Origin of the sequence: Bradyrhizobium manausense (genome assembly GCF_018131105.1) — a bacterium.
Classification (GTDB): domain Bacteria; phylum Pseudomonadota; class Alphaproteobacteria; order Rhizobiales; family Xanthobacteraceae; genus Bradyrhizobium; species Bradyrhizobium manausense_B.
The window spans coordinates 2,657,715-2,676,775 of record NZ_JAFCJI010000001.1 but is presented as its reverse complement, the minus strand read 5'-3'; the positions used below and the strand labels follow the sequence as shown (position 1 = coordinate 2,676,775).

Sequence of the window (19,061 nt, the reverse complement as noted above, 5' to 3'; positions counted from 1 at the left end):
GTCATTCCGGGGCCGCGCCAGGCGCCTCGGAATGACAGCCGAGGATTAGCTCGCTTCCGCCAGCAGCGACAGCTGCCGCGGCTGCTGCTCGGTCTGGGTCTGGTCGGTGAGGTGGGTCGGATAGGCGCCCGTGAAGCAGTGATCCGAGAATTTCGGATTGGCCGGGTCGCGGCCGGGCTCACCCATGGCGCGGTACATGCCGTCGATCGACAGGAAGGCGAGCGAGTCGGCACCGATGATCTCGCGCATCTCTTCCAGCGAATGCGTCGCAGCCAGAAGGCCGCCGCGGTCCGGCAGGTCGATACCGTAATAATCGGGATAGAGGATCGGCGGCGAGGCAAGGCGGAAATGCACTTCCTTGGCGCCGGCATCGCGCATCATGCGCACGATCTTCTTCGACGTGGTGCCGCGCACCAGCGAGTCGTCGATCAGGATGATGCGCTTGCCTTCGATCGCGGCGCGGTTGGCCGAATGCTTCATGCGCACGCCGGATTCGCGGATCGCCTGCGTCGGCTGGATGAAGGTGCGGCCGACGTAATGGTTGCGGATGATGCCGAGCTCGAAAGGCACGCCGGAATGCTGGCTGTAACCGATCGCAGCGGGAACGCCGGAATCCGGCACCGGCACGACCACGTCGATCGGCACGTGACTCTCGCGCGCGAGCTGCGCGCCGAAGGCCTTGCGGACCTCGTAGACCGAGCGGCCATGGACGATGGAATCCGGACGCGAGAAATAGATGTATTCGAAGATGCAGGGCCGCGGCGCGATCGGCGGGAACGGCTTGTGGATGTCCTGGCCGTGATCGTCGAACACGATGACTTCGCCGGGCTCGATGTCGCGCACGAAACGCGCGCCGATGATGTCGAGGGCGCAGGTCTCCGACGTCAGGATCGGGCAGCCGTCGAGCTCGCCGAGCACCAGCGGGCGGATGCCGCGCGGATCGCGCGCGCCGACCAGCTTCTTGTTGGTGAGCGAGACCAGCGCATAGGCGCCTTCGATCTCGCGCAACGCGTCGATGTAGCGCTCGATGAAGCGAGCGCGCCTGGAGCGCGCGACCAGGTGCAGGATCACCTCGGTATCGGTGGTCGACTGCATCATCGCGCCGTGCTTCACGAGCTCGCGGCGCAGCGTCAGGCCGTTCGTGAGGTTGCCGTTGTGGGCGACCGCAAGGCCGCCGGCATTGAGCTCGGCGAACAGGGGCTGCACGTTGCGCAGGATAGTCGCGCCTGTCGTGGAATAGCGGACATGGCCAACCGCCATGTTGCCGGGCAGGCGATCGATCACCTCGCGGCGGGAGAAGGTGTCACCGACGAGGCCGAGGCGGCGTTCGGAGTGAAATCGGCTGCCGTCGTAGGAGACGATGCCGGCGGCCTCCTGGCCGCGATGCTGAAGCGCGTGGAGGCCGAGCGCGGTGATCGCGGCGGCATCAGGGTGTCCGTAGATGCCGAACACGCCGCATTCCTCGCGCAGCGTATCTCCCTCCAGGTCGTCCTGAAGCTCTAGCGCGGCAGAGCCGGGATCGAGTTCAGTGTGGGCGTCCTGGTCAGGGTGTCGCATCTCGTCCGCGCCTCTCTTTAGGGCTCAATCAACGCGCCGCAGGTTTCTCGATCAGCTTCTTCAGGCTGTCACGAGCCGGTTTGCTGTAGCCGTCGCCATTGCCCGAAGGCTGCTGCTCGGTGTCAGCTTGATCATCATCTGGTTTGTTTTTCTTGAATCTCTTCAAGATGGTGTTCTCGGGGTCGTCAGGCAAGAGGGACATCAGCCAATCCCCGGTTCCCTGGAGCACCACGCGGGACTTGGCCCCCGAGACCCAGTCCGGGCGCTGCTTGTCCGGCACCAGCCAGGTGAAGAACAGGAACGCGACCACGACGATCAAAAGCCCGCGAGCCAGGCCAAACAGGAACCCGAGGGTGCGATCCAGCGCGCCAATGCGCGAATCCAGGATCATGTCGGAGATCCGGACCGTGATCACGGAGACCACGACCAGGGTCCCGATGAACACGCCTGCGACGACGACCACGCTCGCGACCGTGTCGTTGTTGAAATAGGTCTTCGCGGTCGGCAGCAGCTTGGAGAAGGAATACAGCGTCACGATCGCCGCGGTGCCCCAGGCCGCGATCGAGAGGATTTCACGCATGAAGCCGCGGACCATGGCAAGCAGGCCCGAAATCAGCATCACACCGAGCAGGATCAGGTCGAGGAGTGTTACTGGCATCGGCTGGTCTGGTCCGCTCGTACGCTCAAAGGGTGCTCAGCGAATCGGTGTTTGGCCGCCGCCCTAACTGAAGGCCAGACGACGTTCCCGGCAAGGCCGCAACCACGCAATCCCATGCTGCTTTTGTGACGGCTGTATAGCTGTGGGGGCGCTTGGCGTCACCTCCAGCTAACCCTCTCCACGGCGGAATCTTGCCGGTGTGGCATTTTTCTCCGCCGGCGGGTTCTGATCGCCGCGAAGGGAGCCCTTGGCGGCGATTTCGGCGACCAGGGTGGTGAGGCTGTTGACGGCATTCAGGGTCAGTCCGGCGTCACCGCTGGCATCACCGCCTCGGGCCGATTCGGGCAACACGGCGCGCTTGAAGCCGAGCTTGACCGCTTCCTTGAGCCGGGCCGGGGTCTGCGCCACCGGGCGGATGACGCCGGAAAGCGATATCTCGCCAAAATAGACGGCATCGGTGGGTAACTGCGCATTAACCAGGGACGACACCAGCGCGGCCGCTGCGGCCATATCGGCGGCCGGCTCGTGGATGCGCAGGCCGCCCGCGACGTTCAGATAGACGTCATGGCCCGAGAGCTTGACCCCGCAATGAGCCTCCAGCACCGCCAGCACCATGGAGAGCCGGCTCTGATCCCAGCCGACCACGGCCCGGCGCGGGGTGCCGAGCGAAGTCGGCGCTACCAGCGCCTGCAATTCGACCAGAACGGGCCGTGTGCCCTCGATGCCCGCGAAGACTGCGGTGCCCGGCGTGCCGAGGTCGCGCTCGGACAGGAAGAGCTCGGACGGGTTTGTGACCTCGCGCAGGCCGAGGCCGGTCATCTCGAATACGCCGATCTCGTCGGTCGGCCCAAAACGGTTTTTGACGGCGCGCAGGATTCGGAATTGTTGCGAGCCTTCACCCTCGAACGACATCACGGCATCGACCATGTGCTCGACGACGCGCGGGCCGGCGATCTGGCCGTCCTTGGTGACGTGGCCGACCAGGATGATGGCGGCGCCGGTCTTCTTGGCGAAACGAATGAGTGCCTGTGCCGAGGCGCGGACCTGCGTCACCGTGCCGGGCGCCGATTCCACCGTGTCGGTCCACATGGTCTGGATCGAGTCGATCACGATCAGCCGCGGGACGGCGCCTTCCGACAGCGTCGAGACGATGTCCTCGACCGAGGTTTCGGCCGCGAGCTGTACCGGTGCATCCGACAGCCCGAGCCGTTCGGCGCGCAGCCGCACCTGGGCGATGGCTTCTTCGCCGGAGATGTAGACGATGCGGTGGCCGGCACGCGCCATCAGGCTGGTCGCCTGCGTCAGCAGCGTCGACTTGCCGATGCCGGGGTCGCCGCCGACCAGCAGCACCGAGCCGCGCACGAAGCCGCCGCCGGTGACGCGATCGAGCTCGGTCATGCCTGAGGAGAGGCGCGGTGCATCCGGGCTTTTGCCGGCGAGGCTTTCCAGCGCAAATGTCCGGCCCTTGCGCTTGGAGCGGATCGAGACCGGTACGCTGCCAGTCGCGTCTTCCTCAGCGAGCGTATTCCACTCGCCGCAGGACTCGCACTTGCCCTGCCAGCGGTTATAGGCGGCGCCGCAGTTCTGGCAGACGAAGGAAAGCGTGTTCTTGGCCATCGGTATGGTGAGTCGGAGGTTTCAGATTCGCTGATAGCACGGAATGGTGGGCCGCGCGGGCGTCTGCGAGCGCTGCAATAGCCGCATGTCGTCCGGCCTATACACCCTTTGTTAGCGCTACGCCGTCCCGCCGCGCCGGACTTTGCCAAATGTTAGCGGACGCGGGTCCAGTTTCGGAACCAAGATGGGATGGCTAACAACAGTGACGGTAGTCTTACGCATATTGCTCGCCATGGGCATGGCCTTTGGCGTTCTCGCGCCAGCCGGCCTTGTCGCTGCAGCCGACGCAAAACCGCTCAACATTGTTTTCGTTAACCCTGGCAAGACCGGAGAGGTCTACTGGGACATGGTTGGGCAGACCATGCAGGCCGCCGGCCGCAAGCTCAACGCCCGTGTCGAGGTGCTGACCAGCGAGCGCAATTACCGCACCATGCAGGAGCTTGGTCTTGGCGTGGTCGCCCGCGCCGACAAGCCCGACTACCTCATTCTCTCGAACGAGGAGTCCGCGGCTGTTCCGATCCTGGAGGCGGCGGAAGCCGCAGGCATCAAGACATTGCTGCTGTCAAACACCCTGATCGGCAAGGATGCGATGCGTTTCGGACCGCCGCGCAGCAAGCTCAAGAACTGGCTTGGCGACATCACGACCGACCTGACCACGGCGGGCGCGCGGATGGCGAATGCGCTGATCGGCGCCGCGCGCAACGAGAAATGGCAAAGCCCCGACGGCAAGATCCATCTGCTCGCGATCGGCGGCGACGAGATCACGCCAGCCTCGATTGCCCGCAATGCGGGCCTTCAGCTCGCGGTCGCCGCCGCGCCAGACGTGGTCGTGGACCGGCTGCTGTTTGCCAACTGGACGCAATCGGAAGCGGAGCAGGTGGCAGCCAATTATCTGAGCTGGGCGCAGCGCAAGGGCATCCGTCCCGCGGGGATCTGGGCCGGCAACGACCCGATGGCGCTGGGCGCACTCAAAGCCGTCGAGGCGGCCGGCATCGCACCGGGCCAGGATCTTCAGGTGGTCGGCCTCAACTGGTCGGAGGATGCGCTACGCGAGATCAAGGCGGGCCGCCTGCTGCTGACCGACGGCGGTCATTTCCTGCTTGGCGGCTGGTCGATCGTGCTGCTACGCGACTATGCTGACGGCTGCGACTTCGCTTCATCTTCGCCGCATATCGAGGTCAAGACGTCCGCGATCACGCGTGACAATCTCGGCTCCGTCGCCGGGCTGATCAATGCCCGGGCCTTCGACCGGATCGACTTTGCGCGGTTCAGGGCAAAGCCGGAACGCTGCGGCCAATATGATTTCTCGGTGGACGCCCTGATCTCGTCGCTGTCACCTGCAAGCGGCGCCGGTGAATGATGCGGGACGTCCAAGGGATAAACGGTCCGATCAAGCCCGCGCCGTCGCGATCGGTCGTTCGCGCGATGATGTGGGCCACGGTCCCCGTGCTGCTGCTGGTGCAACTGCTTGCTTCCGCCGGCGTTGAGGTCTCGAGCTTCTGGTCGCAGATCAGGCAGCTCGATGCCCGCATTGCCCGTGTCGCGGAGAGCCGCGCCGAGCTGATCGCCGAGCCGCTCTGGAAGATGCGCTACGACCAGGTCACGGGCGTGCTCAACGAGATCATGCACGACGAGACCATCGCAGCTGCTGCCGTCTACGACGATACCGGTGCCGTGATCGCCCGCGTCGTGGCGCGGCCCAATGTCCAGGCGCTCGCCGAGGTCTCGCGTCCGATCGCCTACCGCAATGGCAACATCGCCGTTCAAGCCGGCCGTATCGTGATCGCTTATTCCTACGCGACGCTCTACGTCGACACCGGCAGCAGGCTGGGGCTGCTTCTCGTCGTCGGCGTGCTCGCAACGCTTGCGACGGCGATCGCAATGCGTATCTCTGCCAATATCTTCATTGGCAAACCGCTGACCGCGATGATGTCGGCGATCCAGCGAAGCAAGCAGGATGGCCGTGCCTATCCGGCGGACGTGAAATCGTCGAACGAATTCGGCCAGCTCGCGAACGCCTTCAATGCGATGCAACACACGACGTCAGGCGCGCTCGACCGGCTCGGCCACATGGCCTCTCACGATCCTCTCACGGGTCTGCCCAACCGCCGCTCGCTGTCCGAGCGTCTGGTGACCTTGAGCCGCGATGCCGACTCGCCCGACGCGCTGATCGCTTTCAGCTTCATCGATCTCGACGATTTCAAGGGCATCAACGATACCTTCGGTCACGATGCCGGTGACAAGTTCCTGGTCCATATCTCAGAGCGGCTTCGCGGCACGGTCCAATCGGACGATTGGGTCGCGCGGCTCGGCGGCGACGAGTTCGTGGTCATTCGTCCTGAGGTCAGCAATGAGGAGGCGGCGCAGACTTTCGCGCGGCAATTGCTGGAGGCGATTTCCGCGCCGATCCTTTTGCATGACAAGCAGGTCGTGCCGCGCGCCAGCATCGGTCTTGCGGTGCGCCGTGCCGGAGATCCGGAATTGTCCCACCTGCCGGCGCTGGCCGACATCGCGCTCTACCATGCCAAGACCAAGGCGCCCGGTACCGTCGCGGTGCTGGATGAAGCGCTCCAGCGCGACTATCGCCGCCGCAGGGATCTGGAGCTTGCCATTTCCACCGGCTTCTCCAAGGGGCAGTTCGAAGTCTGGTATCAGAGCCAGGTCGATCTCGTGACCCAGGAGGTCATCGGCCTGGAGGCGCTCATCCGTTGGCGGCATCCCGAGCACGGTGTGATCAGTCCTGGCGAGTTCCTGCCGCTGATCGAGCGCAGCGGCAACAATGCGCGCCTGACGCGTTACGTGCTCACCGACGCCTGCCGCGCGCTGCAACAGCTGACCGCTGCAGGCAGGCCGCACATCAGGATCGCGATCAATCTGCCGCCGTCCGAGCTTGCCGATCATTCGCTCGCCGCCGAGCTGCGCCAGACCTGTGAGCAGTTCGGCGTCGCAGCCTCGTCGCTCGAGCTCGAGATCACGGAGGGGTCGCTGATCAACAACATCGCCAGCGCATCCGACACGCTGCGCCGGCTGCGTCGCCTGGGTGCAACCATTGCGCTCGACGATTTCGGCACAGGCTACAGCTCGCTGGCGCATCTGCGGCGATTTCCTCTCGACAAGGTCAAGATCGACAAGGCGTTCATCCGCGAAATCCCTGAAAGTGCGGAAGACAAGGCGATCGTCGGTGTCATCGCCTCGCTAGCGGGCACGCTGGGGCTTACTCTGATCGCGGAAGGCATCGAGCGCGACGAGCAGGCGCGGGCCATGCGCGAGATGGGCGTCAGGCTCGGCCAGGGTTTTCTGTATCACAAGCCGCAGCCGCTCGATGCCGTGCTGCGCGGGCTCGCGGAAGCCGGCGGCGGCGAAGATCGCGTGCTGGTCGAAAGCCCGTCGATCGCGCCCGAATTCGCCGCCTGAGCGACTTTATTGTTTGAGCATGATCTTTCGGAAAACCGCCGCACACTTTTCCGGATCATGCCCTACGGCTGCGTCGCGTTCCAGAGCATCGAGAGCCCGGCTGCGATCATGATCGCATCCATCACCATACGGAACATCTCCGGTTTCAGGTGCAGCACGAAGCGTTTGGCGACGAAGGCGCCGGCCATCAGCGAGGAGCCTGCGATCAGGCCCTTGATGAAGACCTCCTGCGTCAATGCGCCGAAGTGCTCGAACGTCACCGATTTGGCGAAGTAGAGGCCGAGCGAGGCGGCGGCCTCGGTTGCGAGAAAGGCGCCTTTGGAGAGGCCGTAGAACAGGAACAGCGGCACGCTGAGCGGCCCGGTCGAGACCACGATACCGGTGAGATAGCCGATGATCGCGCCGCCGATCGCGAGATGCCAGAGATTGGCCTTGAGGTCATGCCGCGCCAGCCAGTGCCGCACCGGCACCATCGCGATCAGGAAGATGCCGATGGCGAGATCGACGGCATGGGAGGGCAGCGCCAGCAGCGTTCGTGCGCCCAGCACTGCGGCCGGAATCCCCGTGACGGAATAAGCCACACATGCCCGCCAGTCGACCTCGCGCCACCACGCCAAAATGCGCGAAAAATTCGCCATCACGGAAGCAACCGCCATGATCGGCACGGCCTCCTTTGGCCCATAGGCATAGACCAGCACCGGCATCAGCATGATCGACGAACCCGTGCCGACGATGCCGGAAATGGTGCCTGCGATCAGGCCGACGCCGAGGACGAAGAGAAAGGCCAAGGGAGAAACTCCGGGAATCGGCAAAGTCTAGCCGGAGGAGGGCGAGAGCGCGAATGGAGCTGACGACCGGCCGGTAGTTAATCGCCGGTGTCGCGCCCGTCGCCAATCCGACCAGTTCCCCGGCCTGATCCTTAGAATTTGAAGCGTATTGATCGGAGCGTCGCTCAAAGAATTTGAGGTGCGTGATGCCCGACTTCCATTCCTTCTCCGCGCTCGACCGTCATGCGGTGCTCGGCGGGTCCGACAATGGCTTTCCCTGGTACGCGGGCGCGATGGTCGAAGCGAGCGATGTGGTCCGACTGCGCTGCGACAAGCTCGGCCATTGCGACGACGCCGGCCGGCCGCGAAGCCGTGCTGATGGTCAGCGAGAAGGTCGCTGCCGCCTTCGAAGCGCTTGCGAGCCTGCTTTCGGGCGCAACCCCGGCGGCCGCGGTCCAGCGCTATCGCCAGCACGCGGCCGCAAACGCCAAGCGTCTGTCCGCGAACTAGATTTCGTGGCCTGTTGGCTGCTGACAGCATGTTGGCAGCAGCGGCCGGCTATGACCACCTCCTGACAAAACGGGAGCGGATCATGCCGGTCGAGGCAAGCTGTCATTGCGGTGAGACGGTATTTGAGGTGACAGAGGCGCCTTCGAACGTGACGCGCTGCACCTGTTCGCTCTGCACCAAGCGCGGTGCGTTGTGGGCCTATTATTCGCCCGCGCAGTTTCGCCTGCTGTCGCCCGCCGATAACGTCGCGACCTATCTCTGGGGAAGCCGCACGGTCAAGCATCACTATTGCGCGAATTGCGGCTGCGGCACCTACTCGGAGTCGCCGGACTGGTCGAACGGCAAGCCCGATTTCGACAATCCCAAGGTCGCCGTGAACGCGCGCCTGTTCGACGATTTCGATCTGGAGGCGGTACCGGTCAACATGATCGACGGCAAGAATTTGTGGTGAGCAGGCGGTCTCCCGCATGTCTGCTCGCACCACCGGTCCTCTTGAGGCGCATTTGAAAAGCTGATTTGCTTCCTGCCCAATAAAAAAGGGGAGGAAGCCATGATGCGTCTTTTTGCGCGAGTGATGCTTGCGGTGTGTCTGGCCGTTGCAGCCGGCTTCAACGCCCAAGCGCAAACCAAGCCGAAGGTGACGACGCTCGGACCGGACTTTCCCAGGGCGGCTTTGTTCGTCGGCAACAGCTTTTTCTACTACAACAACGGCTTGCCCGGGCATCTCTCCTTTCTGGAGCGAGCCGCGGATGAAGCCAACAAGGCGTCCTATCGCAACACCATGGCCACGATCGGCGGCTCCGGCCTCGACTGGCACGACATGGACAATCTGCTGCGGCCGGGTGGTCTCGGCGCCTATTCCTTCGACGATCATAACAATGTCGTCTTCAACAAGCCGGGCAGGCAATACGACGCGGTCGTGATGATGGATTGCAGCCAGTGCCCGATCCATCCGCAACTCAAGGACGCCTTCGCCACCTTTGCCAGGAAGGACAGCGACATCATCCGCGCCCACGGCATGCGGCCGGTGCTGTTCATGTCGTGGGCCTATCTCGACAAGCCTGAAATGACGGAAGCACTCGCCGAGGCCTACACGACCGCCGGCAATGCCAATGATGCTCTGGTCATTCCCGCGGGCCTTGCCTTCGCGCGTGTCCGCAAGCTCCAGCCGGAGCTCAACCTCTATGCGCCGGACAAGCGGCACCCGAGCCCCGCCGGCACATATCTCGCCGCCAGCGTCACGCTCGCCGCGCTGACCGGACGTTCGCCGGTCGGTAATTCCTATACGATGGGGATTGATCCAGAGACGGTGCAACTGCTGCAGAAGGCGGCGTGGGATACAGTGCAGGAGTATTACGGGCGATGATTGGATCGGGCGATCAATCGTAGGATGGGCAAAGGCGCGCTTGCGCTGTGCCCACCACCTGTCTCCGTACGCGAATTTGGCGGGCACGCTGCGCTTTGCCCACCCTACGGGACTTCGCTCATTTCAGCACGACCCACGCCGGCGCGTGATCGCTCGCGCCGTCCTCGCCGCGAACTTTCTTGTCGACGCCGGCCTTGGTCAGGCGCGAGACGAGGGCGGGGCTCAGCAGCAGATGATCGAGCCGGAGGCCGGCATCGCGCGGCCAGCGATTCCGCTTGTAGTCCCAGAACGTATAGATGCGCTTGTCTCCGTGCAGCGCGCGGATCGCGTCGCACCAGCCCTGTTCGACCAGTGACGCAAACGCCGCGCGGCTTCTCGGCTGGACCAGGGCATCCTTGTCCCACGAGCGCGTCGGATAGATGTCGATCTCCGTTGGCGCGACATTGTAGTCGCCGGCGAGCACGACGGGCAGGTCCTGCTTGATGAAGGTTTTGGCGTGGCGCTTGAGCCGCGCGAACCAGTCGAGCTTGTAATCGAACTTCGGCCCCGGCTGCGGATTGCCGTTCGGCAGGTAAAGGCTGGTGACGATGACGCCGCGCACGGCAGCCTCGATATAGCGCGCCTCGTGGTCGTCGGTCCGTCCCGGCAGCCGGTCGCGCGTCAGGATGGGTTCGGCGTTGCGGGCGAGGATGGCGACGCCGTTCCAGGTCTTCTGTCCACGCCACACCGCGCCATAGCCGGCTTTTTCGATCGCGGCTGCCGGAAATTCGCCATCACTTGCCTTCAATTCCTGAAGCGCAACGACATCGGGCTTCGCCGCGCGCATCCATGCGAGCAGATTGGGCAGGCGGCGGTTGATGTTGTTGATGTTGAATGTCGCAATCTTCATGTAGAGCTACCCGCTCTTGCCGCCCATACCGGAGATACAATGTCCAAATTGAGCTTTGCCGTTCTTGCGCTCGTCGTCGCGTTTTCCGGAGCCGCTTCGGCACAATCGGTCGATCCGCGCGGTGCGTGCAAGGCGGATTACGACAAATTCTGCACCGGCATCGCGCCCGGCGGCGGCAAAGTCATCGCTTGCCTCAACGCCAAACGCGACCAGCTCAGCGCAACCTGCAAGGCCGCGCTGGATAGCCGTAAGAAGTAAGAGACACTCAGCCCGGCAGCGGCGGCGGAGCCGCCGGCTGCTCGAGCGGTGGCGGGGAGGGCGGCGCTTCGCCGACCTGCACGGGCTCTGGTTTCACCAGTGGCTCGACCACGTGGCCGCCCTTGTAGACGCGGGCGTAGCGATGCCCGAGGCTGGTCAGCACTTCATAGCCGATCGTGCCGAAATGATGCGCGAGCTCGTCGACAGTGATGCCCTCGCCGAGCAGCGTCACCATGTGGCCGCGCCGAACCGTGTTCGGCGGCAGATCGGTGATGTCGATCGCGATCAAATCCATGGAGACGCGGCCCGCGACCGGGCAGCGCTTGCCGGCGACGATGACCTCGGCGCCGCGCGTGCCGTCATTCGAGCTGGCGGCGCGGAAATAGCCGTCGGCGTAGCCGACCGCGATGATCGCGAGTTTGGTCGGTCGTCGCGCGGTCCAGGTGCCGCCGTAGCCGACGCTCTCGCCGCGCTCGATGGCGCGGATCTGCACAATGCGCGCCTTGAGGTCGACCACTGGCTGCATCGGATTGTCGGCCTCCGGCGTCGGATTGACGCCGTAGAGCGCGGCGCCCGGCCGCACCAGGTCGAACTGGAAGGGTGCGCCGAGGAAAATGCCCGAGGAATTCGCGAGCGCCGCCGGCACGCCGGAGAATTCGCTGGCGATGCCGCGGAAAGCCGCGAGCTGCTTGGCGTTGACGGAGCTGTTGAGCTGCTCGGCCGAAACGAGATGGCTCATCACCAGCGTGATGCCGTGATCGCCGGCATTGATGCGCGGGATGATGGCCTGCGCTTCCGACAACGTCAGCCCGAGCCGGTTCATGCCGGTGTCGATATGAATAGCCGCGCCGCCGGACCATCCGGTACGGCGGCAGAACACGTCCCATTCGGCGAGTTCGTTGAGGTCGCCGATCACGGGGCGGCAATTGATCCTGGCGTAGTGCTCGCCGGTGTTTTGAAAATAGCCGCCGAGCACGTAGATCGCGGCGTCCGGCACCGCCGCGCGGGCGGCGCGCGCTTCCTCGATGGTGGCGACGAAGAAGGTCTTGCAGCCAGCCTTGTTCAGGGCCTGCGCGACCTGCGCGGTGCCGCAACCGTAGGCGTCGGCCTTGATCACCGCCGAGCATTCGGCCGGCACAGCGGTTTTCTCAAGCTTGCGCCAGTTGGCGATGATGGCATCGAGATCGACGGTGAGCACGCCGCCGAAGGCAGCGAGCGCGGCAGCCTGATTGGCCTCCGCGGAGAGGAGGCCGGATTGCGGGATCATGTTCGGCTCGGACGCCATTGTCATGGCGCCGTTTTACGCAAGAGGCAGATATTGTTCAAGGAACTCTGCCGGTTCAAGGAACTCAGTAGTCGTTACCGCCGCGCGCCGGCAGCTGACTGTCAGGCGCGAGGTCGCCGAACCGCGTGATCGAGGCTTCGAACGCCAGATCGACGGTGCCGGTCGGGCCATGGCGCTGCTTGCCGATGATGACCTCGGCTTTTCCGTGCGCAAGGCTCATGTCAAGCTGCCACTTCTCGTGTTCAGGCGTGCCCGGGCGGGGCTCCTTCATCGCGAGGTAATATTCCTCGCGGTAAACGAACAGCACCACGTCGGCGTCCTGCTCGATTGATCCGGATTCACGCAAGTCTGAGAGCTGCGGCCGTTTGTCGTCGCGGGATTCGACCTGGCGTGAGAGCTGGGACAGCGCGATGATCGGAACGCTGAGCTCCTTGGCGAGCGCCTTCAGACTGGTCGTGATCTCGGTGATTTCCTGCACGCGGTTGTCACTCCGCTTGCCGGAGCCGGACAGCAGTTGGATGTAGTCGATCACGAGGAGATCGAGGCCCTTCTGGCGCTTCAGCCGGCGGGCGCGTGCCATCAATTGCGCGATCGACAGGCCACCGGTCGCGTCGACATAGAACGGCAGCGATTGCAGCTCGATCGAGACCTCCCGGATCTTGTCGAAATCGTTCTCCGTGATGCCGCCGCGGCGGATGTGGGAAGAGGGAACGCCGGTGCGCTCGGCCACGATACGCGTGGCGAGCTGGTCGGCCGACATTTCGCAGGAGAAGAAGCCGATCACGCCGCCATTGGCGGCCTTCATGGTGCCGTCGGCCTGGAGTTCGCCGACATAGGCCTTGGCGACATTGTAGGCGATGTTGGTCGCCAGCGACGTCTTGCCCATGCCCGGGCGGCCAGCCACGATGATGAGGTCGGAATGCTGCAGGCCGCCCATCTTGGTGTCGAGGTCGCGCATGCCCGTCGAGATGCCCGACAGCTTTCCGTCGCGTTGGAACGCCTTTGCCGCGAGATCGACCGCAACAGCCAACGCTTGTGAGAATTTCTGGAAGCCGCCGTCATAGCGGCCGGATTCGGCGAGTTCGTAGAGCCGGCGCTCCGCGTCCTCGATCTGCGCCCGCGGCGCAAAGTCGACCGGGGCGTCATAGGCGACATTGACCATGTCCTCGCCGATGCCGATCAGGTCACGACGCAGCGCGAGATCGTAGATGGTGCGGCCATAGTCCTGGGCGTTGATGATGGTGGTCGCTTCGGCCGCGAGCCGCGCCAGATATTGGCCGATGGTCATGCCGCCGACATCGGTATCGGCGGGCAGGAACGTCTTCAGCGTCACGGGCGTGGCGATCTTGCCCATCCGGATCAGGCTGCCGGCGGTCTCATAGATCGTCTGGTGCAGCGGCTCGAAATAATGCTTCGGCTCCAGGAAGTCGGAGACACGGTAGAACGCGTCGTTGTTGACCAGGATCGCGCCCAGAAGGCTCTGTTCGGCCTCGATATTGTGCGGCGCGCTGCGATAGGCGGGGGTTCCCGGCTCCGGCGCGAGTTTGAGGACGTTCGAATCAGTCAGGGCCATGGTCGAGCGATAGCAATTTTCTACGGCGGATGCGGGGCCGGGATAAAGCGCCGCCTCAAGCCAAAGCGGAAGCAAAAGCTCGCCGCTATCAACCGATCTTAAAAGCGGTGGATGATTAGCAGCCGCAGCATGCGGCGCGCTTGACGGATTTTTGCGGAACTCGGGAGCGGACCGGAAGTGGCCGCGATCACGCCACGGAAAAATCCCGAAACGATGAACCTAATGAATTGAATGCAGACGTATTTGAAGGCGCGCGAAATGGCGCGCTGGCGCTTCCCGGACGGGTTCAGACCAGCAGGAGGTAGACCAGCGCAACCAGAGCCGCGCCGACGCCGGTGGCGATCAGGGCGTAATCGGTGCGGAGGTCGTCCTGCACGTCGAAGGAGGTTTGGGTCTCTTTGCTCATGGCGACGGTCTAGGGCAGCGCCGTCGAGAGGAATGTGAACTAGATCACATCTCCCCGGATTCTTTCGGGGGTAAGACCGGAACAGGCAGGCGGGCAGGGAATTGTCTCCCGCAACCCGCCAACAGGGAACGAGGCAAGCGATGCGGCCAGAACGGCGGCACCAGAATTGGCGAAGCGAGGCGGGTAGCCGGCTTTGGCTGTCCGGGCTGATCGCGGCCATGCAGCACGCCGAGCAGCCCGAAATCCGGCGCCAGCCGGTCGCACCCGAGGTCCTCGTGGAATTGAGGGCGCAGCTCGCATTAACGGCCTCTTACCGTTCTTCCCAGATATCCACCCTGCGTCATTAGATCCTATTCACCGGCAAGCTTCAGTTTCGGCCTCGCGCCGCCCTCCAGCGCGCGCAGTCGGGCTTCCTCATGCGCGATATAGTCGCGGGTTATCGGCACCACGCCCTGGCGCTTGGTGAGCTGGATCTGGAAGTTCATCATGCCCTGCTTGCGGAAGGTCATCTCGCAGGCCGCGAGATAGAATTCCCACATCAGCGCGAACCGCTCGTCATAGAGCTGCACGGCCTCCTCGCGCCGCGCCATGAAGCGTTCCCGCCAGGCCTTCAACGTCTCGGCATAATGCAGGCGCAGGATCTCGATGTCGCAGACCAGGAGACCGGCGTCCTCGATCGCAGGCAGCGCCTCCGACAGCGACGGTATGTAGCCGCCGGGGAAGATGTATTTGGCGATCCACGGATTGGTCGAATCCGGGCCCTGCGAGCGGCCGATCGAATGCAGCAGCATCACGCCATCCTCGCTCAGCAGCTCGGCGCAGCGCTTGAAATACGTGCCGTAGAACTGTGCTCCGACATGTTCGAACATCCCGACCGAGACGATGCGGTCGAATGGCCCCTCGATGTCGCGATAGTCCTGCAGCAGAAACCGCGCCTGTCGCGTCAGCCCCTTTTCGGCGGCGCGCGCGTTTGCGATCTGCAACTGTTCCGTCGACAGCGTCACGCCGGTGACATCGGCGCCGGCGGTCTCGGCGAGATAGAGGCCGAGCCCGCCCCAGCCTGAGCCGATATCGAGCACGCGCTGGCCGCGCTTGACCAGCAGCTTCGCCGTGACGTGCCGCTTCTTGGCGAGCTGCGCGTCGTCGAGCGTGGCGTCCGGCGTCTCGAAATAGGCGCAGCTATATTGCTTGTCGGCATCAAGGAAGAGCGAATAGAGCCGCGCGTCGAGATCATAGTGATGCGCGACATTGCTGCGCGAGCGTGTCCGTGGATTGAACTGCCTCAAATGCCGCGTGAGATAGCGCAGGTGCCACCAGGGCTTTGCCCATTGCGGCAACAGGTCGGATTGATCGAGCAGGATCGCGAGGGCATCGGCAATGCTGCCGCGCTCGACGACGAACTCGCCGTTCATATAGGCCTCGCCAAGTCCGAGCTCGGGGTTGACGAGGATTTTTCGTTGGGCGTCGGCGGTGGTGAAGCGAACTTCGACCGGCTCACCGGAGCCGTCACCGACGGTGAATGTCATGCCACCCGCCGTGGTCATCGTCATCGAACCGCGGCGGATGAATTGGGACAAGAACTTACGCAACAAGCGGTCCATAGGCACCAACCTCTCGAGCGAACCCGAAAAGATGCGACTACCCGGCCATCACACCGACGCCCGGAAGATATATTGGTTCCAATGCGTTCGCATGTAAATCTAGGCAGCCTATTCCCACCCCGCTATTGCGTTGTGTTCAAAGCCGATATTCGAAAATCGCGTGTTCACATGCTTGATGAGTGCGCTTCCATTCGCGCCGCAATCGGCTAAAAGGTGACCGCCGCCGCGCCCGATGCCGGCTGTATCTGTCGGATTTCATGGAGATGATGGGAATGTCGAGCCGAGCGATCAGTCTCGCCACGGTGCTATTTTTGATTGGCTTCGGCGCCGCCGATGCCGTTCTGGCGCAGGCGACGAACCTCGAGGCCGGCAAGGCCCCATCCCAGATCTTCGCGCAGACCTGCAATGCCTGCCACAAGAGCCCGCGAGGACTGTTGAAGACGGTGGCGCCGGGCTCGCTGCCGGGCTTCCTGCGCCAGCACTACACCACCAGCCCCGACATGGCCGGCGTGCTGGCTTCCTACCTCATCTCCAACGGTGCCACCGACGCCCGCTACCAGTCCAGGGACGGCGGCAAGGACGGCAAGGACAAGAAGGACGGCGCCAGGGAGAAGGACGCCAACACGAACCCTGGGCAGTCGCCTGAGCATCAGGGGCGCCGCCAGCGCTCGCAGGAGACCGCGAAGCCGGAGGGCGAGGGCGCCGCGAGCCCGGCGCCTGAGGGCCGTCAGAAGCGCGCGGCGCGGACGAGCGAGGAAGGGGCCAAGGAAGGTGCAAAGGAAGGTACCAAGCCTGAGGCCGCCACAGAGCAACCGCCTGAGGGTCGCAAGGGCAAGGGTAAGCGCATGAGCAAGCGCGGCAAGCCGGAGACGGACGATACAGCCGCGCCGAAGGTTGAGCCCAAGGTCGACTCCAAGACTGAGCCCAAGTCCGAGCCGAAAACCGAGCCGAAGGCTGAACCGAAGAACGAGAACGCCAAGGTCGAATCCGGTCGCGACGAGTCCAAGCCTGAGAGCGCCAAGCCGGCCGAAGCCAAACCGGAGAGCGCCAAGGTCCAGCCGAGCAGCAGCGAGACGCCGGCCCTGCGCGCCGATCCGGTGCCGCAGGTGACCCCAGCCCCGCCGGCGGCTCCTGACAAGCCGGCTGAACCGGCTGCGCCCAAGCCTGCGGAAGCCGCCGTCTCAAAGCCGGCCGAGCCCGCGCCCAGCGCCGAACCGGCAGCCAAGCCGGCGGAGCCGGCGCCGTCCGCACCCGCCGCGGCTCCATCGCCTGCACCTGCCGAGTCTTCTGGTCCGCCGGCGCCGCCGATCTCGCGATAAGCCGATCATCCCCTTGATCTCGGAAGGCCGCGCCCAGCGCGGCCTTCTCTCGTGTTGACCGCCATTAGAGCATTGCTCTAGAGTAATACTCTAGGAGCTGACGATGTCTTCAGGCGTGCGCGAGGATCTATTGGCTGCGGGGCTCGCGGTGTTCGACCGGTCGGGCTTCGAGGGCGCGACGGTGGCCGCGATCCGCGCCAAGGCCCGTGCCTCCAACGGCAGCTTCTTTCATGCGTTCGGCTCCAAGAAGGAGCTCGCCGGCGCGTTATTCCTGGAGGTGCTGCGGCACTATCACGCCGCCATGCTTGCTGCGCTCGATCCGGCGCCGGATGCAAAGCAGGGCATCGATCGCCTGATCCGCGCCCATCTCGACTGGGTCGTACTGAGCCGCCGCGAGGCGCGGTATCTGTTCGAGATCTCACGCAACGAATGGGGTGAGGACGTCCGCGAAGCGCAGCGCGCGCAGAACGCGCGGCTCGCTGAAGGCGTGGAGCGTTGGCGCGCGCCGCTGGTCGCGCGCGGCGAACTGTGGCCGATGACGCCGGTGATGTTCGTCAGTCAGTTGATCGGGCCGGCGCAGATCTTCTGCCGCGCCTTTCTCTCCGGGCGGGATCGCGCCGATCCGCGCGGGGAGGCCGACACATTGATCGCCTGTGCCATCCGCGCGCTGGTGCCGCCCGGACGTGCCAACAACAGGGAAGGAGTGGCATGATGAGCAACGAAGCCGATCCCGACTTCACGCCGATCGCCGAGCGCATTCAGGCCAATGTCGCCCGCCAGGGCTTTATGAACCTGGTCGGTGCCGAACTCTCCGAGATATCGCGGGGCAATTGCACGATTGCGGTCGAGCGCCGGCCGGAGCTGTTGCAGCAGCATGGCTTCTTCCATGGCGGCGTCACCGCTTTCCTGGTCGACAACGCCACGACCATTGCGGCGGCGACCTCGCGCGGTCAGCCGGCGCTGACGGCGGAATACAAGCTCAATCTGCTGTCACCGGCGGTCGGCGACAAACTGATCTGCCGTGCGAGGGTGATCAAGCCGGGCCGCCAGGTGTCCGTGGTTGCGGCCGATGTGTTCTGCGTCAGCGACGGCGTCGAGAAGCATACGGCCACCGCGCTCGCCTCGATCGCGATGCTGAACGAAGACGTGTCCGCAAGAACGAAAAGCCCGGCCGCCTGAGGCAGCCGGGCTTCGCAGCCTGCGTAAATGCGAGGCTTACTTCTCGGTGTCGTCCGCAGCCGGAGCCGGCGCGACGTCGTCGTGCTGGGCTTCCGGATCGAAGAATTCGCCGGCGGCGGCGATCGCCTCGGCGGCCGCGTCGCGGTCCTCGTTGCGGGTCGAGATGTCCTCGCCACGGTTGATGCGCTCGGCCTCGTCCTGGCTGCGCGCAACCGTGACGGTGACCTCGACCTCGACCTCGGGGTGAACCGCGACGGTGATCGAGTGCTTGCCGATGGTCTTGATCGGCGCGTCGAGCTGCACCTGCGGACGCGCGAGGGCGACGCCGTCAGCCTCGAAGGCGGCGACCACGTCGCGCACGGTGACCGAACCGAACAGCTGACCGGCTTCCGACGCCTGACGGATCACGATGATGTTCTTGCCCTCGATCTTCTCGGCGATCTTGGACGCCTCGCCCTTCGAGGCCAGGTTGCGAGCTTCGAGATCGGCCTTCATGCCGTCGTACTTGGCGCGGTTGTCGGCGGTGGCGCGCAGCGCCTTGCCGCGCTTGAGCAGGAAATTGCGGGCATAGCCGTCGCGAACCTTCACGACTTCGCCCATCTGGCCGAGCTTGCTCACGCGTTCCAGCAAAATGACTTCCATATTCGTTCTCCTTTGAAGTG

At 64.4% G+C, this 19,061-nt stretch carries 17 protein-coding genes and 1 pseudogene; 9 read left to right on the top strand and 9 right to left on the bottom strand.

Annotation, left to right across the window (positions count from 1 at the left end; translation table 11 throughout):
• Nucleotides 1-45: 45 nt before the first annotated feature.
• The 3 genes from purF to radA all read right to left on the bottom strand — a co-directional run bounded on the left by purF (nucleotide 46) and on the right by radA (nucleotide 3,832).
• Entirely contained in the window at nucleotides 46-1,557 is a 1,512-nt protein-coding gene (purF, locus tag JQ631_RS12770; RefSeq protein ID WP_212326609.1) for an amidophosphoribosyltransferase, read from the bottom strand.
• 28 nt (nucleotides 1,558-1,585) lie between these two features.
• Nucleotides 1,586-2,215: a CvpA family protein gene (locus tag JQ631_RS12765; protein ID WP_212326608.1), complete on the bottom strand. Its 630-nt coding sequence runs from the start codon at nucleotides 2,213-2,215 to the stop codon at nucleotides 1,586-1,588.
• A 168-nt stretch (nucleotides 2,216-2,383) separates the two neighbouring features.
• Complete coding sequence (gene radA / locus JQ631_RS12760; protein WP_212326607.1) at nucleotides 2,384-3,832, bottom strand: DNA repair protein RadA; 1,449 nt, start codon at nucleotides 3,830-3,832, stop codon at nucleotides 2,384-2,386.
• 238 nt (nucleotides 3,833-4,070) lie between these two features.
• On the opposite strand from radA, the gene JQ631_RS12755 reads away from it, so the two are divergent.
• Together JQ631_RS12755 and JQ631_RS12750 are read left to right on the top strand one after the other, a co-directional pair.
• Nucleotides 4,071-5,192 (top strand): ABC transporter substrate-binding protein, encoded by a 1,122-nt coding sequence (locus JQ631_RS12755; RefSeq protein ID WP_249160624.1) that lies wholly within the window; start codon nucleotides 4,071-4,073, stop codon nucleotides 5,190-5,192.
• On the top strand, nucleotides 5,189-7,246 hold the full coding sequence (locus JQ631_RS12750; protein WP_249160271.1) for a putative bifunctional diguanylate cyclase/phosphodiesterase: 2,058 nt from the start codon (nucleotides 5,189-5,191) through the stop codon (nucleotides 7,244-7,246). Before JQ631_RS12755 ends, JQ631_RS12750 begins: the two co-directional genes overlap by 4 nt.
• Before the next feature lie 62 nt (nucleotides 7,247-7,308).
• On the opposite strand, the gene JQ631_RS12745 is transcribed toward JQ631_RS12750, so the two are convergent.
• The gene (locus JQ631_RS12745) at nucleotides 7,309-8,034 is read right to left on the bottom strand and encodes a sulfite exporter TauE/SafE family protein (protein WP_212326605.1); all 726 of its coding nucleotides are present in this window, start codon (nucleotides 8,032-8,034) and stop codon (nucleotides 7,309-7,311) included.
• Nucleotides 8,035-8,219: 185 nt separating this feature from the next.
• Between JQ631_RS12745 and JQ631_RS12740 the strand changes: the two are divergent.
• From JQ631_RS12740 to JQ631_RS12730, 3 genes and pseudogenes are all read left to right on the top strand, one after another.
• Nucleotides 8,220-8,523 (top strand): annotated as a pseudogene (locus JQ631_RS12740) (hypothetical protein).
• Between the two features lie 82 nt (nucleotides 8,524-8,605).
• On the top strand, nucleotides 8,606-8,974 hold the full coding sequence (locus JQ631_RS12735; protein WP_212328590.1) for a GFA family protein: 369 nt from the start codon (nucleotides 8,606-8,608) through the stop codon (nucleotides 8,972-8,974).
• A 99-nt stretch (nucleotides 8,975-9,073) separates the two neighbouring features.
• Complete coding sequence (locus JQ631_RS12730) at nucleotides 9,074-9,889, top strand: globin family protein (RefSeq protein WP_212326604.1); 816 nt, start codon at nucleotides 9,074-9,076, stop codon at nucleotides 9,887-9,889.
• A gap of 118 nt (nucleotides 9,890-10,007) precedes the next feature.
• Here the strand turns inward: JQ631_RS12730 and JQ631_RS12725 are convergent, their stop codons facing one another.
• Entirely contained in the window at nucleotides 10,008-10,778 is a 771-nt protein-coding gene (locus JQ631_RS12725; protein ID WP_212326601.1) for an exodeoxyribonuclease III, read from the bottom strand.
• 39 nt (nucleotides 10,779-10,817) lie between these two features.
• On the opposite strand from JQ631_RS12725, the gene JQ631_RS12720 reads away from it, so the two are divergent.
• Nucleotides 10,818-11,036, top strand: a complete 219-nt coding sequence (locus JQ631_RS12720; RefSeq protein WP_212326599.1) for a cysteine rich repeat-containing protein — start codon at nucleotides 10,818-10,820, stop codon at nucleotides 11,034-11,036.
• 7 nt (nucleotides 11,037-11,043) lie between these two features.
• On the opposite strand, the gene alr is transcribed toward JQ631_RS12720, so the two are convergent.
• From alr to JQ631_RS12705, 3 genes are all read right to left on the bottom strand, one after another.
• Entirely contained in the window at nucleotides 11,044-12,321 is a 1,278-nt protein-coding gene (gene alr / locus JQ631_RS12715) for an alanine racemase (RefSeq protein ID WP_212328589.1), read from the bottom strand.
• Nucleotides 12,322-12,385: 64 nt separating this feature from the next.
• Nucleotides 12,386-13,894, bottom strand: a complete 1,509-nt coding sequence (locus JQ631_RS12710; RefSeq protein ID WP_212326597.1) for a replicative DNA helicase — start codon at nucleotides 13,892-13,894, stop codon at nucleotides 12,386-12,388.
• A gap of 756 nt (nucleotides 13,895-14,650) precedes the next feature.
• On the bottom strand, nucleotides 14,651-15,901 hold the full coding sequence (locus JQ631_RS12705; protein ID WP_212326595.1) for a cyclopropane fatty acid synthase: 1,251 nt from the start codon (nucleotides 15,899-15,901) through the stop codon (nucleotides 14,651-14,653).
• A 272-nt stretch (nucleotides 15,902-16,173) separates the two neighbouring features.
• Between JQ631_RS12705 and JQ631_RS12700 the strand changes: the two genes are divergently transcribed.
• The 3 genes from JQ631_RS12700 (at nucleotide 16,174) to JQ631_RS12690 (ending at nucleotide 18,399) form a co-directional block, all read left to right on the top strand.
• Nucleotides 16,174-17,220, top strand: a complete 1,047-nt coding sequence (locus tag JQ631_RS12700; protein ID WP_212326594.1) for a hypothetical protein — start codon at nucleotides 16,174-16,176, stop codon at nucleotides 17,218-17,220.
• Nucleotides 17,221-17,323: 103 nt separating this feature from the next.
• On the top strand, nucleotides 17,324-17,932 hold the full coding sequence (locus JQ631_RS12695; protein WP_212326593.1) for a TetR/AcrR family transcriptional regulator: 609 nt from the start codon (nucleotides 17,324-17,326) through the stop codon (nucleotides 17,930-17,932).
• Nucleotides 17,932-18,399, top strand: a complete 468-nt coding sequence (locus JQ631_RS12690; RefSeq protein ID WP_212328588.1) for a PaaI family thioesterase — start codon at nucleotides 17,932-17,934, stop codon at nucleotides 18,397-18,399. The genes JQ631_RS12695 and JQ631_RS12690 overlap by 1 nt, the downstream gene beginning before the upstream one ends.
• Before the next feature lie 36 nt (nucleotides 18,400-18,435).
• On the opposite strand, the gene rplI is transcribed toward JQ631_RS12690, so the two are convergent.
• Nucleotides 18,436-19,041 carry a 50S ribosomal protein L9 gene (gene rplI, locus JQ631_RS12685; protein ID WP_212326592.1) on the bottom strand — a complete coding sequence of 202 codons (606 nt, stop codon included), beginning with the start codon at nucleotides 19,039-19,041 and terminating at the stop codon, nucleotides 18,436-18,438.
• Between the last annotated feature and the right edge of the window lie 20 nt (nucleotides 19,042-19,061).

Coding starts and splice junctions, on each gene's coding strand:
- purF (WP_212326609.1), bottom strand. CDS start 1,557: ATGCGACACCCTGACCAGGACGCCCACACTGAACTCGATCCCGGCTCT.
- JQ631_RS12765 (WP_212326608.1), bottom strand. CDS start 2,215: ATGCCAGTAACACTCCTCGACCTGATCCTGCTCGGTGTGATGCTGATT.
- radA (WP_212326607.1), bottom strand. CDS start 3,832: ATGGCCAAGAACACGCTTTCCTTCGTCTGCCAGAACTGCGGCGCCGCC.
- JQ631_RS12755 (WP_249160624.1), top strand. CDS start 4,071: ATGGCCTTTGGCGTTCTCGCGCCAGCCGGCCTTGTCGCTGCAGCCGAC.
- JQ631_RS12750 (WP_249160271.1), top strand. CDS start 5,189: ATGATGCGGGACGTCCAAGGGATAAACGGTCCGATCAAGCCCGCGCCG.
- JQ631_RS12735 (WP_212328590.1), top strand. CDS start 8,606: ATGCCGGTCGAGGCAAGCTGTCATTGCGGTGAGACGGTATTTGAGGTG.
- JQ631_RS12730 (WP_212326604.1), top strand. CDS start 9,074: ATGATGCGTCTTTTTGCGCGAGTGATGCTTGCGGTGTGTCTGGCCGTT.
- JQ631_RS12725 (WP_212326601.1), bottom strand. CDS start 10,778: ATGAAGATTGCGACATTCAACATCAACAACATCAACCGCCGCCTGCCC.
- JQ631_RS12720 (WP_212326599.1), top strand. CDS start 10,818: ATGTCCAAATTGAGCTTTGCCGTTCTTGCGCTCGTCGTCGCGTTTTCC.
- alr (WP_212328589.1), bottom strand. CDS start 12,321: ATGGCGTCCGAGCCGAACATGATCCCGCAATCCGGCCTCCTCTCCGCG.
- JQ631_RS12710 (WP_212326597.1), bottom strand. CDS start 13,894: ATGGCCCTGACTGATTCGAACGTCCTCAAACTCGCGCCGGAGCCGGGA.
- JQ631_RS12705 (WP_212326595.1), bottom strand. CDS start 15,901: ATGGACCGCTTGTTGCGTAAGTTCTTGTCCCAATTCATCCGCCGCGGT.
- JQ631_RS12700 (WP_212326594.1), top strand. CDS start 16,174: ATGTCGAGCCGAGCGATCAGTCTCGCCACGGTGCTATTTTTGATTGGC.
- JQ631_RS12695 (WP_212326593.1), top strand. CDS start 17,324: ATGTCTTCAGGCGTGCGCGAGGATCTATTGGCTGCGGGGCTCGCGGTG.
- JQ631_RS12690 (WP_212328588.1), top strand. CDS start 17,932: ATGAGCAACGAAGCCGATCCCGACTTCACGCCGATCGCCGAGCGCATT.
- rplI (WP_212326592.1), bottom strand. CDS start 19,041: ATGGAAGTCATTTTGCTGGAACGCGTGAGCAAGCTCGGCCAGATGGGC.